Here is a 16,726-nt window from a genome sequence, read left to right on the forward strand (position 1 = left end):
CCGATGCAGCCGCGGCTGGCGCTGGTATCAGCGGCCGGCCGCAGCTGATCGAATCAGGATATCCGCGCCGACCGCATCGACCCCCGGCTTGCGGAGGTCGAGCACGACGTCGACGATGCTGTGATCCTTCGGATCCATCGTGACGGTGAAGCCGAGATCGCGGCACATCCCGATCATCGTGGTGTTCTCGGTCAGCACCTGGCCGGACAGGCGCTTCAGTCCCTCCGACTGCGCATAGTGGATCAGGAGCTGCATCAGCGCCCAGCCAAGCCCTTTGCCCTTGAGATCGGACTGCAGCAGGATCGCGTATTCGGCGTTCTCGTACAGCGAGTCCGAATGCAGCCGAACCGCGCCCATCATCTCGCCGGTGGCCGGATCGAGCGCCACAAACGCCATCGCGCGCGCATAGTCGAGCTGGGTGAGGCGCGCGATGAAGGCGTGCGAGAACTCCTTCATCGCGTGGAAGAAGCGCAGCCTGAGGTCTTCGGCGGTGACGCGCCGGAAGAACGCCTCGACCATCGGCTCGTCCTCCGGCCGCATCGGGCGCACCGTGACGTGCGAGCCATCGCGTAACGCAAGCTCGCCCTCCCATTGCGAGGGATAGGGCCTGACCGCGAGCCGGGTCTGACCGGCGAACAGCCGCGCCGGCTTGCGGATCGCGACCCGCGCATCGAGCGCGAGCACGCCGGTCTCGTCCGCCAGCATCGGATTGATGTCGAGCCCGGCGACCTCGGGAATGTCGGCGGCCATCTGCGCGAGCTTGACGAGGGTGAGCGGCACCAATTCGGCCGGAACGGCCGGCACATCGCCATAGCCGCCGAGCAGCCGCGAGACGCGCGTGCGTCCGACCAGCTCACGGGCGAGATTCATGTCGAGCGGCGGCAACGCCAGCGCCTTGTCGTTGATCACCTCGACCGCCGGACCGCCGCGGCCGAACACGATCACCGGACCGAAGGTCGGATCGTCGGCGATGCCGAGGATCAGTTCGCGCGCTGCGCGCCGCACGATCATCGGCTGGATCGTCACCCCTTGCAGGATGGCCTCGGGCCGCGCGCTTCGCGCCCGTGCGATAACGGTCCGCGCGGCCTCGATGACGCTGTCCTTGGTGCGGAGGTCGAGGATGACGCCGCCGACGTCGGACGCGTGCCTGATGTCGCGCGAGAACACCCTGACCACGATCGCGTGCCCCTCGGCAAGGAATGGCGCCGCCTTCTCGGCGGCGTCCTCGGCACTGTCGGCGACGAGCGTCGTCACGATCGGAATGCGATAGGCCTCGAACAGGGCGACGATCTCGGCCGGATCGAGCCATGCCCGTCCCTCCGACAACGCTTTCACGACCACGTGCCGCGCCGCCGCCGTCTCCGGCGTGAACAGCGATGCGACGCCGGGCGGAGTAGCGGCGAGCGCGGTGGAGGCCTCGCGATAGCGCACCAGATACATGAAGGCGCGGACCGCATCGTCCTCGGTCGGGAAATGCGGAATCCGCGCCGCCTCGAAGATCGCGCCGGTGCGCTCGTCGGCGCCGACCCACGCCGCAAGCACCAGCGCGGCGACCGCGCTGCGTTTTGACCGGCGATCGCGCACGCATTGCGCCACCGCCTCGGCAATCCCCACGGCCGGCGCCACCGCCGTCTCGACGTTCGCGACCAGGACGGCGTCGTTGTTGGCGTCATCGAGCAGCGCGTTGAGCGCCACCACGTAGCGGGCGGCATCGGCATCGCCGGCGATGTCGACCGGATTGGCGCATGACCAGCCCTGCGGCAGCAATTCGTCGAGCCGCGCGATGGTCTGCGCCGTCAATGTCGCGGGGACACCGCCGAGCTCGGCCAGCCGGTCGGTCGCGAGGATACCGAGGCCGCCGCCATTGGTCAGGATCGCCAGCCGGTTGCCGCGCGGCACGAAGCCGCGGCCGAGCAACTCGGCACAATCGAACAGTTGGCGAAGGTCGTAAACGCGCAGCATGCCGGCGCGGCGGAACGCGGCATCATAGACCGCATCGGAGCCGGCCAGCGCGCCGGTGTGGGTCGCGGCGGCCTTCGCCCCCTCCGCCATCCGTCCCGATTTGACGATGACGACCGGCTTCATGCGCGCCGCGGCGCGCGCCGCCGACATGAACTTGCGCGCGTCCTTGACCGCTTCGAGGTAGATCAGGATCGCGTTGGTATGATCGTCGAGCGCGAAATAATCGAGCAGGTCGGCGACGTCGACGTCGAGCTGATCGCCGATCGAGGCGATGCCGGAGAAGCCGAGCCGCCGCTCCGCCGCCCACTCGATCATCGCCGACGCGACCGCGCCGGACTGCGAGATCAGCGCGACATGGCCATCCGACGGCTGATGCGAGGCGAAGCTCGCATTGAGCTTGGCGCGCGGCACCATGACGCCGAGGCAGTTCGGCCCGACCAGGCGCATGCCGTGCCGCCGCGCCGTCTGCTCTACGATCTCCGCGAGCGAGCCCGCACCATGACCGAGACCGGCCGACAGGATCGCCGCACCGGCAACGCCGGCGGCACCTGCTTCCGCCACGATCTGGGGAACCGCAGCCGCCGGTGCGCTGATGACGACGAGGTCCGGCGTGAACGGCAGTGACTTCAAGTCGGGAACGGTCGGCGCGCCATCGACATCGGCATAGTGCCGGTTGACGACGCCGAGCTTGCCGGTGAAGCCGCTCGCCTTGATGTTTCGCAGCACCGCCGCGCCGAGCGACGACGGGCGTGGGCTGCCGCCGACCACCGCGATGCTTCGCGGCGAAAATACCCGCTCCAGGCCGAACGTCGACATAGCGTGGTCCCGCAGGAAGCGCGTGATGCGCTTCGAATGAAGTCTACTTCCTCGTTCGACCCATTGTACCCGTTGCGACCTCAGGCTGGTATGACGGAACTCAATACTCCGTCTAATGCAGGCCGAGCGCCTGCGCCAGGTTGAAGGTCAGGAAGCTCGCGACATAGGCCAGCGCGAGCATGTAGAGGAACGTCACCACCATCCACTTCGCGCCGCCGGTCTCGCGGCGAATCACCGCCAGCGTCGAGGCGCATTGCGGAGCGAAGATGTACCAGACCAGGAGCGACAGTGCGGTCGCCAGCGTCCATTTCTGCGCCAACACCTGGCCGATCGCATCGGCCGCTTCCTTGCCGCCCTCGATCGAATAGACGGTGCCGAGCGCCGCGACCGCGACCTCGCGCGCCGCCATGCCCGGGATCAACGCCACCGCGATCTGCCAGTTGAAGCCGATCGGCCGCAGCAGCGGCTCGAGCGCATGGCCGATCATCGCCGCAAAGCTGTAATTGATCGCCGGTCCCTCGGCACCGGCGGGCGCCTGCGGGAACGAGGCCAGGAACCAGATCAGCACCATCATCGAGAGGATCGTGGTGCCGGCGCGATACAGGAACATCTTGGCGCGGGTGAACACGCCGATCGCGATGCTCTTCAGCCGCGGCATCTTGTAGTCGGGCAATTCCAGCATGAACGGCGCCGGCGCATGGTCGCGCCACAGGAAGAACTTTGCGATCGCCGAGACCGTCAGCGCGCTCGTGATCCCTGCGGCATAGAGCCCGAACATCACGAGCCCCTGCAGATTGACGAAGCCCCACAGCGTGGTCGCCGGAACGAAGGCCGAGATAATCAGCGTGTAGACCGGAATGCGCGCCGAGCAGGTCATCAGCGGCGCGATCAGGATCGTGGTCAGGCGGTCGCGGCGGTTGTCGATCACCCGCGTCGCCATGATGCCGGGAATGGCGCAGGCGAAGCTCGACAGCAGCGGAATGAAGGCGCGGCCATGCAGCCCGGCGCCACCCATGATGCGGTCCATCAGGAATGCGGCGCGCGCCATGTAGCCGAAATCTTCCAGCAGCAGGATGAACAGGAAGATGATGATGATCTGCGGCAGGAACACGATGACGCTGCCGACGCCCGAGATCAGGCCGTTCTGCAGGAAGCTCTGCAGCAGGCCCCAGCTTGCGGGCAACAGGTCGTGGATCAGTTGGCCGAGCGCGGCGAAACCGTCCGACAATAACTCCATCGCCGGCTGCGCCCAGGTGAACACTGCCTGGAACATCACGAACAGGATCACGGCCAGGATCACGAGACCCCAGACCGGATGCAGCACGACCGAATCGATCCGGTTGGTCAGCGTGTCCGGCTTGGTCGGCAGCGTCACCACTGCTGCGATGATGCGGTCCGCCTCGCGTTGCGCCGCCTTGAGGTCGGCAATCGTCGGCGTCGTCCATTCGCTGGCCGCCGCCTCATGCGACTTCGCCAGGAATTCGTCGGTCCGCTTCAAGAGTTCGTCGACGCCGCCCTTGCGGACCGCGACCGAGGTCACGATCGGCAGGCCGAGCTCCTGCGACATCCGGTCGAGATCGATCGTCACGCCGCGGCGCTTTGCGATGTCGATCATGTTGAGCACGAGCATCATCGGCCGGCCGACGCGCTTCAGCTCGAGCACCAGCCGCAGGGTCAGCCGCAGATTGGTGGCATCCGCGACGCAGAGCATGAGATCTGGCACCGCCTCGCCGTCGAAGCGGCCGAGCACGATGTCGCGGGTGATCTCCTCGTCCGGGCTGCGGCCGCGCAGCGAATAGGTGCCGGGCAGATCGAGCACGGTGACGCTGCGGCCCTCCGGCGTGACGAAGCCGCCGGATTTGCGTTCGACCGTGACGCCCGGATAATTGGCGACCTTCTGGCGGCTGCCGGTCAGGCTGTTGAACAGCGACGTCTTGCCGGTGTTCGGCGCGCCCACCAGCGCCAGACGCAGGGATGCAGTTGTCATTCGACGATCACGGCCATGGCTTCGCTCCGGCGCAGCGCGATCGTGATGTTGTCGACGCGCACCGCGATCGGATCCCGCCGGATCGTGCCTTCATGCAGGATTTCCACGCGCGCGCCCTCGACAAATCCCATCTCCACCAAGCGCTGCTCCAGCTCCTGCGGAGAGAGCGATGAACCCGTCACGAGCGCATCGAGCCTGATGATCTTTCCGACAAAACCGCGATCCGCATGTCCGAGCCGGATGTCCTGAAGATTATCCTGGGAAGTGTCTGGATCGCCTGTCATGCGGCCTGTTTTTCAGCAGGTAGTCACAGGGTCAAGCATTTGCCCGCGAGAGGTTTTAGAACCCCTAAAAACAGCACCCGCGCCCGTCATCCCGGCCGATTTTCAGCTTGACTGCCGCGCTCCAGCTAACGAGGTCGTGATCCTTCCGGGTCCCTCTGGGGCGTCGCCCTCCCGCCGTGGCAGGCTGGCGGAAACTCGGCCAGCCACGCCGGCGGTATTGCCCCTCCACGCCGGGCCTGAACGCGAGCCGGCAGCCGACCGATCGCCCCGCAGGACTTTCGTTACCACGAACGGCGGACGAGCTTCGGTACGGCCATCCGGGACGGGGATTTGCTTCCTCCGGCACAAAGGTTTGCGTTAAGGTCTGCAAGGAGCCGGAGCGCCCGTGCCGACCGCACAACGCAATTCGCTGAGACTGCTGCAATGGATGATGGCCGCCTCGCTGGCCCTTCCGCTGGCACTGTTCCTGTTTGCGTCGGCAATGTCCCGGATCTCCAACAGCGAGGCCGCCGACCAGGAAATCCAGCGGACCCTCGACGTCACCCATGAGCACGCGCTCAAGGTGTTCGAGACCATCGACCGCAGCCTGGCCGAGGTCACCGAGGTGGTCCGCGGCATGAGCGATGCCGAGATCGTCGCCCGCGAGAAGAGCCTGCACGAGCGGCTGCGCAAGGTCGCCGAGGCGCTTCCTCAGGTAAAATCGATCTGGATATTCGATGCCAGCGGCCATGCCCTGGTCAACAGCCTGGTGGAGCCGGCTCCCGACATCGATTTCTCGGATCGGGACTACTTCCGGATCCATGCCGAGCGCGATATCGGCACCTATATCGGCGAGGTGCTGACCCCACGGCCGCCTTACCAGGGCGCGCGGTTCTTCAGCGTCGGCCGGCGCCGCAGCAATGCGGACGGCAGCTTTGGCGGCGTGATCCAGGCTTCGGTGCTTCCGGAGTATTTCGAGAACTTCTATGCGCGGATCGGCCGCGAGCCCGGCAGCTTCCTGGCGCTGATCCGGACCGACGGCGCGGTGCTGGCGCACTACCCGGTTGTCGACCACGACGCCAGGTTCGAGCCGAGCGGGCCGCTCGGACAACAGATGGCCGCCAATCCGCAGGCCGGCACCATGACGATCCGCTCCCCCGTCGACGGCATCGAACGCCGCATGCGCTATGAGCGGCTGTCCGAATACCCGATCTATGTCAGCGCCGGCCTCGAAACCCTGGCGATCCGGGCGCGCTGGATCACGACCATGGCCCAGCACCTGATCTTCGGCATCCCGGCCACCGCGCTGTTGTTCGGCTTGCTGGTGCTCGCCTATCAGCGAACCGAGCGACTGGAGGAGGAGGCCAACAAGCGCATCGAAGCCGAGGAGGCGTTGCGGCATGGCCAGCGGCTCGAGGCACTCGGGCAACTGACCGGCGGCGTCGCGCACGACTTCAACAATCTGCTCACCGTGATCCGCGCGTCGGTCGACATGTTGCGGCGGCCGGACCTGCCGGAGCCGCGGCGGCAGCGTTACATCGATGCGATCTCCAACACGGTGAACCGCGCCGCCAAGCTGACCAACCAGCTGCTCGCGTTCGCGCGCCGGCAAACCCTCAAGCCCGAGGTGTTCGACGCCTGCCAGAACGTCCGCACCCTGAGCGAGATGATCGCGACCCTGATCGGCTCGCGCATCGAGATCACGGCGCAGGTGCCGGACCAGACCTGTCTCGTCAACGCCGATGCCGGCCAGTTCGAGACCGCCATCATCAATATGGCTGTCAATGCGCGCGATGCGATGGAGGGCGTCGGCCGGCTCACGATCGCGGTCCGCGCCGTCGACAAACTGCCGTCCGAGACCAGCACGCCGCCGGGCCCGCACGGCCATGTCGCAGTGTCGGTGGCCGATACCGGCGTCGGAATTCCGCAGGAGCTGTTCGGCCGCATCTTCGAGCCGTTCTACACCACCAAGGAGGTCGGTCACGGCACCGGCCTCGGCCTGTCGCAGGTGTTCGGCTTCGCCAAGCAATCCGGCGGCGAGGTCACCGTGAGCAGCGAAGTCGGCAAGGGCTCGACCTTCACGCTGTATCTCCCGCGCGTCGTCGGCAGACACAACGCGCAATCGCCGCTCATGGAGGATGCGCCTCCGGTCGATCCGGCCAGCGCGTCGGTCCTCATCGTCGAGGACAATGCCGAGGTCGGAAAGTTCGCGGCCGACACGCTGACCCAGCTCGGATGCACCTGCGTGCTGGTGGAGAACGCCACCCACGCGCTGGAGGAGCTGGCCGTCGACCCCGGCAGGTTCGATCTTGTGTTCACCGATGTCGTGATGCCCGGCATGAGCGGCATCGAGCTTGCGGAGGAGATCCGCCGGCAGCGGCTCGACCTGCCGATCGTGCTCGCCTCCGGCTACAGCCAGGTGCTGTCGCAGCAGGGCAGCGGCGGCTTCGAGCTGCTGCAGAAACCCTATTCGGCCGAACAGCTGGCGCGCATGCTGCGCAAGGCCGCGCGCTCGCGCCGGCTGCGGCGGGATCAGGCGCCGGCGGGGTGAGGTGATTGCGCACTGGTGCCACAAGTGCGCCGTCGTCCTGGCGAAGGCCAGGACCCATAACCACCGCATTTGATTTTGAACGAGATCGTGGCCCAGCCTCGCGCAACAATTCTCATTCGGGGTAATGGGTCCTGGCCTTCGCCAGGACGACGCTGGGGATAGATCGATTCAAGACTTCAGCCGTGCAATGACAAGCGAGGATGCTCGCGGCCGGCTGCCGGAAATGGGATGGAACCGGCCGATTTCCCTGGCGTTGACGTGCCATGGGCAAAGCCGCGGCAAAATCCGGATCTGCGTGCAAACAATCTTCGAGCGAGGCCGCGCCGCGTCGGAAGGCAAGTCCTAAGCAAAGCGGTTCTGAAGGCAAGAACCACGCGAAGACCGAAGCGGACGACAAGTCCGAACTCGTCGAAGTCGTCGCCGAAGGCGGCGATCATGTCGAACCACCGCCGCCGGAAATCCTCGAGCCCGATCCCGAACTGTCGCCCGAAGAGGCGGAGCAGGCGCGCAAGGATTATTTGCTGACGCGGTTCTGGATCACCGCGCGCGGCTACTGGGGCCGCAATGGCGACCGGCTGGCTTGGCTGTTCACGATCGGCCTGCTGCTGCTGATCGTCGCCAACGTCGCCGTCCAATACGGCATCAACGTCTGGAACCGCGCGATCTTCGATGCGATCGAGAAACGCGATTCGGTCAGCGTCTTCCATCTCACCGCCATCTTCTTTCCGCTCGCGATCGGCAGCGTCCTGCTGGGCGTCGCGCAGGTATTCGGCCGCATGGCTATCCAGCGGCGCTGGCGCGCCTGGCTGACCAACGCCGTCGTGTCGCGCTGGCTGACCAACGGCCGCTACTACCAGCTCAATTTGGTCGACGGCGACCACAAGAATCCGGAATACCGCATCGCCGAGGACCTGCGGATCGCGACCGACTCGCCGGTCGACTTCATCGCCGGCGTGACGTCGGCGCTGCTGTCCGCCGTCACCTTCATCGTCGTGCTCTGGACGATCGGCGGCGCCCTGACGGTGACGCTCGGCGGCTCGTCCATCAGCATTCCCGGCTTCCTGGTGATTGCCGCAATCATCTACGCGGCGATTGCGTCCGGCTCGATCACGGCGATCGGCCGCAGCTTCGTGCAGATCTCCGAGGACAAGAACCAGGCGGAAGCGGAATTCCGCTACATCCTGACCCGCGTCCGCGAGAACGGCGAAAGCATCGCGCTGCTCGGCGGCGAAACCGAGGAGCGCGACGGCATCGACAAGACGTTCTCGAACGTGCTGCGGCAATGGGCGCGGCTCGCCGGACAGCACATGCGCACGACGCTGGTGTCGCAGGGATCGAACCTGATCGCGCCGGTGGTCCCGCTGTTGCTGTGCGCCCCGAAATTTCTCGATGGCAGCATGACGCTCGGCCAGGTGATGCAGGCAGCGTCCGCCTTCACCATCGTGCAGACGGCGTTCGGCTGGCTGGTCGACAATTATCCGCGGCTCGCCGACTGGAACGCATGCGCACGCCGCATCGCATCGCTGATGATGTCGCTCGACGGACTCGAACGCGCCGAGACCGGCGACGGCTTCGGACGCATCGAACGCGCCGAGACCGAGGGGGAGGCGATGCTGAGCCTCAACGACCTCTCGGTCACGCTCGATGACGGCACCGCCGTGGTCGCCGAGACCGAGGTCGTCGTCGAGCCTGGAGAACGGCTATTGGTCGCCGGCGAATCCGGCACCGGCAAGAGCACGCTGGTCCGCGCCATCGCCGGCCTGTGGCCGTGGGGCGGCGGCAGTGTCGGCCTGCATGCGGACCGCCGCCTGTTCATGCTGCCGCAGAAGCCCTACGTGCCCTCGGGCAGGCTGCGGCGCGCAGTGGCCTATCCCGGCGCGGCGGAAGATTGGAGCGTCGAGGAGATCGGCGATGCCCTGCACAAGGTCGGCCTCGACCATCTCAAGGACAAGATCGAGGAGGATGCGCCGTGGGACCAGACCCTGTCCGGCGGCGAGAAGCAGCGGCTCGCCTTTGCCCGCCTGCTGCTGCACAGCCCCGACATCGTCGTGCTCGACGAGGCGACCTCGGCGCTCGACGAGAAGAGCCAGGACAAGATGATGGAGACCGTGACGACGGAATTGCCGAAGGCGACCATCGTCAGCGTCGCCCATCGCGTCGAGCTCGAAGCGTTCCATAGCCGCAAGATCGTGCTGGAGCGCCGCAAAGGCGGCGCCAGGCTGGTCAGCGACGTCGACCTGATCCCGCGCAAGGGCAAGCGAAAGCTGCTCGGTCGCTTCCTGGGCCCGCGGCAGGCATCCGGCAAGGCCGCGTAACGGGCGTTGGCGCTCCGGTCAAAACCGGCTATGCATGCGCCGCTTTTGACGAGGGCAATGCGTGATCCCCAGCAACGACATTTCGCCGGCGCCGTTCGGCGCCCTGGCGCCCAATGTGGCGCAGGCCGCCATCATCCGGCTTGCGCATGGCACCGGATTGAAGCGCGGCGCGTTCCGACCCTGGCTGTCGCGGCTGGTCAATCTGTTCGGTTCGGGACCGCTTGATGTGACCTATCAGGGCGCATCGTTCCGCTTCTATCACCAGCACAGCGCGACCGAGCGTGGTGCGCTGTTCAACCCCGACTACAACCTCGAAGAGCTCGCGTTCCTGCGCCGCCATGTCGGCGCTGGCGGCACCTTCGTCGATCTCGGCGCCAATGTCGGCACCTATGCACTGGCGCTGGCGCGCGATGTCGGCCCCAATGGCAAGGTGATCGCAATCGAGCCGCATCCGATGACGCATGCGCGGCTCAAATTCAACACACAGGCCTCCGGCTTTCCGCAGGTGCGCCTGGTTGCGGCGGCCGCAGGCCCCACCGACGGCGAGCTGATGATCGAGACCGACGGCGACAATCTCGGCGCCAGCCACATCGTCACCGGCACGCCCACGGGCAAGGCATTCAAGGTGCCGTCGCTGCGGCTGCAACGGATCCTCGAGGAAGCCGGCGCTGACAAGGTCGATGCGCTGAAGATCGACGTCGAAGGTTTCGAGGATCGCGTGCTGATCGGCTTCTTCCGCGACGCGCCGGAGCAACTCTGGCCGCGCGCGGTCGTGATCGAACATCTGTCGAAGGACGAATGGACCGACGACTGCATTGCGGACATGCACACGCGTGGTTACGTCGATCAGGGCCGGACGCGAAGCAACACGCTGCTGGTGCGGGGGTGATCTCGCAGGGCTCGCACCTTGAGCGAGGAGCTCGGAGATAATGCGCACTTTATCCACGTCATTGCGAGCGAAGCGAAGCAATCCATCGCGCAGCAAGCGGAGAAATGGATTGCTTCGTCGCTGTCGCTCCTCGCAATGACGGCGGCGCAGCGCGTCAATTCTCTCAGGATGAGGGAATATCGAACTGATGTAGCCACAACAAGGGAGGCTCGCGATGATCGACCATATCGGCTTTTCGGTCTCTGACTACGAACGCGCGAAGGCGTTCTACCAGGCGGCGCTGGCGCCGCTTGATTACGGCCTGATCATGGAAGTGCCCGCGGAAGTAACCGGGCACGCGCCGGCGGCAGGCTTCGGCGCCAACGGCAAGCCGGATTTCTGGATCGGCGGCGAAGGCGCGATGAACAAGCCGGTGCACATCGCCATCACCGCCAAGGACCGCGCCACCGTCGACGCGTTCTACAAGGCCGCGATGGCGGCCGGCGGCCGCGACAACGGCGCACCGGGCATTCGCGCGCATTATCATCCGAACTATTACGGCGCGTTCGTGCTCGATCCCGACGGCCACAATATCGAGGCGGTCTGCCACACGCCGGGATAACGCCTGCAGGAACGCTGCGGCGCGCGATCCGTTATCGCTTCGAACTACAACGGAGCGATCAATGCGCGCGCCGCGACTTGGTATCGGCAGATTTGGCATCGGCATCAGCCGCCCGGTCTCGATGTGATGCCGATCGAGCCTCCGGACATTCCGCCGGCAACTCCTGGCACGCCGAGCGAGCCGCCGCCGGGAATTCCGCCCGGCAATCCGCAGCCGGAGATTCCTCCGCCGGTGCGCGAACCCGGCGAGCCACCGCGACCAGATGAGTTGCCCGGCAAGACGCCGGACGAATCGCCTGTGCGCGGACCGCCAGGACCATCGGGCCCGCCGCCTGCGACAGATCGACCCGCAGCGCGGTGAATCACCCTCGCGCCTTAGTTCCACATCGATTGCGAATGTGTCGAAGCGTTTCTTCTGAATGTCCAGTGAACAAAGGCACATGCAACCCGTTATAATGTCGAAATAAACTTCGCCGATGATTCGGCGCTCGCCACAATCCGGCCTAACGGCTGGCAATTCATCGTCCTGCCGAATTGTTCGGTTCTGACTTTCTTTCCTTCCTGCCCAGACTTTCCGCCGGGGACTCCAAGATCATGACAAAGCTTCGTCTCGTGCTGCTTGCCACGACTGCGCTGACGGTGATGCAATTCGCCACTTCAGCGTCGCACGCCCAAACTTCGCCGCTGGTCGTCGCACAGGCGCAGCAAAAGGAAGAGCTCGGACCTGACGGAAAGCCGAAGCCAAAGCCAGCACCGCCGGCCGCCGCGCCGCATCCGCAAGCACCGCCTCCGGCAGCCGCGCCGCCTGCACATCCGGCTCCGCCGCCGGCCGCAGCACCCGCGAGGCCGACCCCACCTGCAGCGCCTGCTCGGCCCGAGCCGCCCGCAGCTGCCCCCGCAAAGCCGACGCCACCCCCGGCAGCAGCACCGCATCCGACGCCGCCCCCGGCTCCCGCACGGCCTGAACCGCCCGCCGCGCGCCCGGCCCCGCCGCCGGCCGCAGCGCCCGCAAGGCCAGAGCCGCCTGCCGCAAAGCCGGCAACGCCGCCGCCTTCGGCCGCGCCCGCACACGAGCCCCCTGCTGCGAAGCCGGCACCGACACCCGCACGGCCGGAGCCGCCCGCGGCTGCACCCGCGAAGCCCGCGACGCCGCCGGCGGCAGCGCCCGGACATCCCACGCCGACCCCGCCGCCGCCTGCTGCAGCACCGCAGCGGCCGGGCACGCCGCCGACTCCGGCGCCGGGAGCCGCGCACACGCCGCCGACTCCGACGCCAGGTGCCGCAACTCCGGCACCGGGTGCCGCTGCTCCGGGTGCCCGCCCCGGCACGCCGCCCGCGGCCGCAACGCCGACACCTGCAACGCCCTCACCGACAACGGCGCCGGCCGAGCGCCGGCCTGGCGATCGCCCGGGTGGCGAACGTCCGGGTGGCGCCAAGCAACCGCCGGGCACGCCGCCTGGCACAACATCGCCGGCAACGCCCGCGCCGGGCGCGACACCGGCAGCACCGGGTGCCGCTACTCCGCCGGCACGTCCCGGCACGCCGCCGGCCGCCGCAACGCCAACCCCGGCCGCACCTGCAGCGCCGGGAGCTGCAACACCGGCACCGGGTCAGCAGGGACGTCCCGCGACACCGCCCGGAACGCCTGCGACTCCGGGCGCGGCAATGGGCGCCCCCGGCGCCACGCCGGCTCCGGGTCAGCCAGCCCGTCCGGGCGTTGCGCCCGGCGTCTCGCCGGCGCAGGGAGCCGCGATGGGCGCGCCGGCACCGTCGGTCGTCCCCGGCTCAGCCGCCGCAACGCCACCGCCCGGCCGCGCGCAATACGCGCCGCCGACGGTCGCGCCTGCGTTCCGGGCCGCGCCTGCGGTCGCAGCACCGCTGCCGCCGCCGCCGCGGCATGACAACATCACGCCGCTGGCCATTGGCGCCGCGGTCGGTGCCGGCGTGGTCGCTGGCGCCATCATCGGCGGGAGCATCGCCGACCTGCGCGGCCAGCGGCAGGAAGTGATCGAAGGCGGCCGCACCATCTACACCGAGCCGGACCGCGTCATCATCCGCGATCCGGGCGGCCAGGCCTATGTGCGCGGCGACGACGTCTATCGCTTCCGCTACGGCGCGCGTGACATCCGCACCGAAACGATCGGCGGCGAAACCCGCACCGTCGTGGTTCGCCCAGACGGCAGCGAGATCATCACCGTGGTCGGTGCCGATGGCCAGATGCTGCGCCGGATCCGCAGGGATCCCGGCGGGCGCGAGCTCGTCATCATCGACAACAGCTATCGCGATCCGCGCGCGGTCGGCGGCTTCTATGTCGACGTGCCGCCGCCGGTGGTCAACATTCCCTATGATCGCTATATCGTCGACGCTCAGGAGGCGTCGCCGGACGTGATCTACGAGACCATGGAGGCACCGCCGGTGCAACGGATCGAGCGGCGCTACTCGCTCGAAGAGATCCGCTACAGCCCCAACGTCCGCATGCAGATGCCGAGCATCGACGTCAACACGATCAACTTCGACTCGGGATCGTGGACCATCCCGCCGGACCAGGCGGCGAGGCTGCAGGTGATCGCCGACGGCCTCAACCGGGCCATCCAGCGCAATCCGCGCGAGGTGTTCCTGATCGAGGGCCATACCGATGCGACCGGCAACGACACCGACAATCTGTCGCTGTCCGACCGCCGTGCGCAGTCCGCCGCCGAATTGCTGACGCAGCAGTTCGGCGTGCCGGCCGAGAATCTGACCTCGCAGGGTTACGGCTCGCAATACCTGAAGGAGCAGACCGACGGACCGAGCCGCATCAACCGGCGCGTCACCGTCCGCCGCATCACCCCGCTGCTCAACGGCGGCACCGCCTCCGCCGCACCGCCGCGCTGAGCCGGCGCGACATCAGACGACGAAATGGCCGGGAGCGATCCCGGCCATTTTTGTTAGGTGAGATTCTGGAGCAGAGGTTTGCCCTTCCTCGTCATTGCGAGCGGAGCGAAGCAATCCATCGATCCACACGCGCGGACAGATGGATTGCTTCGTCGCTACGCTCCTCGCAATGACAGCGAGGTCACTTCCCCGCCCCTAACCCCAGCGCCTCGACCATCACGCGAAACACTTCGGTGTTGTCCATCGAGCCGCGCACGCGCTCGCTGCCCGGCCCGGTCGCGGTGAGGATGACGTCCTCGCCGGAATGCACGCTGGCACCGATCATCGCCGGCAGGTTGCCGAAGCGCATCACGACGCCGGGCACATCCTTGTACTTGTCGTTGGCCTTGAAGGTGTCGGGCGCATCGCCCTTCACGGTCGGCTCATTCGGATCGTCGAGCTTCGGACGGAACGTCTCGTAATGATCCGGCAGGCTGGCCGAGAAGATCGCAAGCCGCCTCGAGACATCGACGCGCGACGGATAGCCCTCCGCATCGGGCGCCGGATAATTCGGAAAGCCGGCCTTCTCGTAGACGCCGACGCGCTCGCGCAGCGGCGCGCTGGGCACGGCGGCCATGTCGTCATTGATGGTGCCGACCAGGCTGTTCGGATGGTTGTGGTCGGCCACGGCCAGGATCAGCGTGTCGTCGCCACGCGCTTTTGCCCAATCCTTCGCCAGCCGCACCGCATTGTCGAGCATGATGGTGTCGTAGACCGCGCGCTCCATGTCGAGCAGATGGGCGTATTTGTCGATCAGACCGGACTCGACCATCAGGAAGAAGCCGGGCTCGTGCTTCGACAGCACCGTGAGCGCAGCCTGGACCTGCTCGGTCAGATCGGGTTGCTCGGGGAATTTCTTGACGCCGCCGCCCTTGAGGAATTTGCGGTCCAGCGCGCCGTCCATGTTGCCGCCGGCGAACAGGCCGAGCAATTGCCGCGTCTCCGGCCTCGCGGCCAGCGCATTCAGCTCGCTTGCGGTGGTGGCAACCGGATAACCGGCGTCGCGGAAGCGCGCGATATAATCGATGTCGTCCTTGCGCTTCGATCCGGCCGCGAATTGCGGCAGGAAGTTCGCTGCGCCGCCGCCCATCAGCACGTCGGGCTTGGCATCGAAATATTGCGCGACGATCGCGTCATAGGCCGCGCGGCGGCGGGTATGCGCAACCATCGCCGCCGGCGTCGCGTCCTCGACCTCGGTGTTGGTGACGATGCCGACGGCAAGGCCCGCCCGCTTTGCGAGACTCGCGATGGTCTCGACCCGGGGATCGTCGAGCGGATCGGGCGTCCGGTCGGCATAGACGCCGAGCGCATTGACCGCGGCCTTGTGGCCGGTGGCGTAGGCGCTCGCGGCATTCGCCGAATCGGTGATGATCGAGTCCGAGCCGGCGGTCGCGACCAGCGCCATCTGCGGCATGTCGTCGATGGCAAGCTTGCCGCGGCTCTTGCCCTCCGTGATTCCCTTGGAGAGGATTCGCGCGGCGACGCGGTGCGCAGGCGACATCCCGTCGCCGATGAACAGGATCACGTTCTTCGCCTTGCGCGCGCCGGTGTCGTAGACCGTCCAGGTCACGCTCCGGCTCTGCGTGCCGTCGCTGACTTCGACGGCAACCGGGCCGGGCTTGGCGAGCGTGACGTCGCGCAGCAGCAATGCCGACTGCTCCTTACCCGCCTCGCGCGCGATGAATGTGCCGCTTTGGCCGAACACTGCGGCATAGTCGACGCCGTTCAGCGTCACCTTCAGCTTGGCCTGGTCGACCACGCCGGGCAGCTCGACCTTGAAGTCGAATCTTGCACCGGCGAGGACATCGGTCCGATCGATCGGATAGATGGTCTGGGCCAGCGCCGGCGCCGCCGACAGCAATAGCGTGACGGCCACGCCGGTGACTGACTTGATCATGATCGATGCTCCGCCCCTTGCGCACGATGCGCAGTACAGGCGGAGGCTAGTGGCGGCGGATGACGCCGCAATGAGGCGGCGCCGGGGCGTATTGCCGCAAGCGCCGCCAAGGGGCGTCAGCGCGCCATCTGCGTGGGATCGTAGAAGAAGCGTTCCTCGACCAGTTCCTCGCCGCGCCAGGTCTGCCAGGCGACCTCCTCCATGCTGCGGACCTTCCCGTCCTTGCCGGTGAATTCGAACCGCCAGCAGATCGCCGAATGATCGCCGTCGAGCAGCAGCGGCCCGAGCCGCGTCGTCTTCACGCCAGAGACCGCGGCGAGCACCGCCGCCTCGCGCGCCGCCAGCGCCTCGCGGCCGACGCGCCATTCGCCGTCATTCTCCTGGGTGCGGGCATCGGCGGTATAGAAGTTCCTGATCGCGCCGACATGGTCGTTGGCTTCGACCGTGTCAGCGAAGGCTTGCAGCGTCTTGAGCGAGGGCATCGGGCAATCTCCATTTACCGACTGATAGTCGGTATTTATCGACTGACAGTC

11 protein-coding genes are annotated in these 16,726 nt (G+C 67.1%); 6 read left to right on the forward strand and 5 right to left on the reverse strand.

Features of this window, described 5'->3' with window-relative positions:
* Positions 1 to 27: 27 nt before the first annotated feature.
* From FBZ93_RS11275 to FBZ93_RS11285, 3 genes are all read right to left on the reverse strand, one after another.
* On the reverse strand, positions 28 to 2,778 hold the full coding sequence (locus FBZ93_RS11275) for a bifunctional acetate--CoA ligase family protein/GNAT family N-acetyltransferase (RefSeq protein WP_146986068.1): 2,751 nt from the start codon (positions 2,776 to 2,778) through the stop codon (positions 28 to 30).
* A gap of 112 nt (positions 2,779 to 2,890) precedes the next feature.
* Entirely contained in the window at positions 2,891 to 4,765 is a 1,875-nt protein-coding gene (feoB, locus tag FBZ93_RS11280) for a ferrous iron transporter B (RefSeq protein ID WP_146986070.1), read from the reverse strand.
* Positions 4,762 to 5,049, reverse strand: a complete 288-nt coding sequence (locus FBZ93_RS11285) for a FeoA family protein (protein ID WP_050424942.1) — start codon at positions 5,047 to 5,049, stop codon at positions 4,762 to 4,764. Before FBZ93_RS11285 ends, feoB begins: the two co-directional genes overlap by 4 nt.
* A gap of 385 nt (positions 5,050 to 5,434) precedes the next feature.
* Between FBZ93_RS11285 and FBZ93_RS11290 the strand changes: the two genes are divergently transcribed.
* From FBZ93_RS11290 to FBZ93_RS11320, 6 genes are all read left to right on the forward strand, one after another.
* The gene (locus FBZ93_RS11290) at positions 5,435 to 7,579 is read left to right on the forward strand and encodes a hybrid sensor histidine kinase/response regulator (RefSeq protein WP_146986071.1); all 2,145 of its coding nucleotides are present in this window, start codon (positions 5,435 to 5,437) and stop codon (positions 7,577 to 7,579) included.
* Positions 7,580 to 7,842: 263 nt separating this feature from the next.
* Complete coding sequence (locus FBZ93_RS11295; RefSeq protein WP_146986073.1) at positions 7,843 to 9,894, forward strand: ABC transporter ATP-binding protein/permease; 2,052 nt, start codon at positions 7,843 to 7,845, stop codon at positions 9,892 to 9,894.
* A 61-nt stretch (positions 9,895 to 9,955) separates the two neighbouring features.
* Positions 9,956 to 10,783: an FkbM family methyltransferase gene (locus FBZ93_RS11300; protein WP_146986075.1), complete on the forward strand. Its 828-nt coding sequence runs from the start codon at positions 9,956 to 9,958 to the stop codon at positions 10,781 to 10,783.
* A gap of 214 nt (positions 10,784 to 10,997) precedes the next feature.
* Positions 10,998 to 11,384, forward strand: a complete 387-nt coding sequence (locus FBZ93_RS11310; RefSeq protein ID WP_146986079.1) for a VOC family protein — start codon at positions 10,998 to 11,000, stop codon at positions 11,382 to 11,384.
* 126 nt (positions 11,385 to 11,510) lie between these two features.
* Complete coding sequence (locus FBZ93_RS41290; protein ID WP_074132518.1) at positions 11,511 to 11,744, forward strand: hypothetical protein; 234 nt, start codon at positions 11,511 to 11,513, stop codon at positions 11,742 to 11,744.
* A 233-nt stretch (positions 11,745 to 11,977) separates the two neighbouring features.
* Entirely contained in the window at positions 11,978 to 14,257 is a 2,280-nt protein-coding gene (locus tag FBZ93_RS11320) for an OmpA family protein (protein WP_146986081.1), read from the forward strand.
* 181 nt (positions 14,258 to 14,438) lie between these two features.
* Here the strand turns inward: FBZ93_RS11320 and FBZ93_RS11325 are convergent, their stop codons facing one another.
* Both FBZ93_RS11325 and FBZ93_RS11330 read right to left on the reverse strand, forming a co-directional pair.
* Positions 14,439 to 16,193: an alkaline phosphatase gene (locus FBZ93_RS11325; RefSeq protein ID WP_146986083.1), complete on the reverse strand. Its 1,755-nt coding sequence runs from the start codon at positions 16,191 to 16,193 to the stop codon at positions 14,439 to 14,441.
* A gap of 116 nt (positions 16,194 to 16,309) precedes the next feature.
* The gene (locus tag FBZ93_RS11330; protein WP_146986085.1) at positions 16,310 to 16,675 is read right to left on the reverse strand and encodes a nuclear transport factor 2 family protein; all 366 of its coding nucleotides are present in this window, start codon (positions 16,673 to 16,675) and stop codon (positions 16,310 to 16,312) included.
* Positions 16,676 to 16,726 lie beyond the last annotated feature (51 nt).

Origin of the sequence: Bradyrhizobium macuxiense (assembly GCF_007993935.1) — a bacterium.
Classification (GTDB): Bacteria; Pseudomonadota; Alphaproteobacteria; order Rhizobiales; family Xanthobacteraceae; genus Bradyrhizobium; species Bradyrhizobium macuxiense_A.

Bases quoted from the DNA above. Each gene is read 5' to 3' on its own strand.
- FBZ93_RS11275 (WP_146986068.1), bottom strand. From the start codon at position 2,778: ATGTCGACGTTCGGCCTGGAGCGGGTATTTTCGCCGCGAAGCATCGCG.
- feoB (WP_146986070.1), bottom strand. From the start codon at position 4,765: ATGACAACTGCATCCCTGCGTCTGGCGCTGGTGGGCGCGCCGAACACC.
- FBZ93_RS11285 (WP_050424942.1), bottom strand. From the start codon at position 5,049: ATGACAGGCGATCCAGACACTTCCCAGGATAATCTTCAGGACATCCGG.
- FBZ93_RS11295 (WP_146986073.1), top strand. From the start codon at position 7,843: ATGGGCAAAGCCGCGGCAAAATCCGGATCTGCGTGCAAACAATCTTCG.
- FBZ93_RS11310 (WP_146986079.1), top strand. From the start codon at position 10,998: ATGATCGACCATATCGGCTTTTCGGTCTCTGACTACGAACGCGCGAAG.
- FBZ93_RS41290 (WP_074132518.1), top strand. From the start codon at position 11,511: ATGCCGATCGAGCCTCCGGACATTCCGCCGGCAACTCCTGGCACGCCG.
- FBZ93_RS11320 (WP_146986081.1), top strand. From the start codon at position 11,978: ATGACAAAGCTTCGTCTCGTGCTGCTTGCCACGACTGCGCTGACGGTG.
- FBZ93_RS11325 (WP_146986083.1), bottom strand. From the start codon at position 16,193: ATGATCAAGTCAGTCACCGGCGTGGCCGTCACGCTATTGCTGTCGGCG.
- FBZ93_RS11330 (WP_146986085.1), bottom strand. From the start codon at position 16,675: ATGCCCTCGCTCAAGACGCTGCAAGCCTTCGCTGACACGGTCGAAGCC.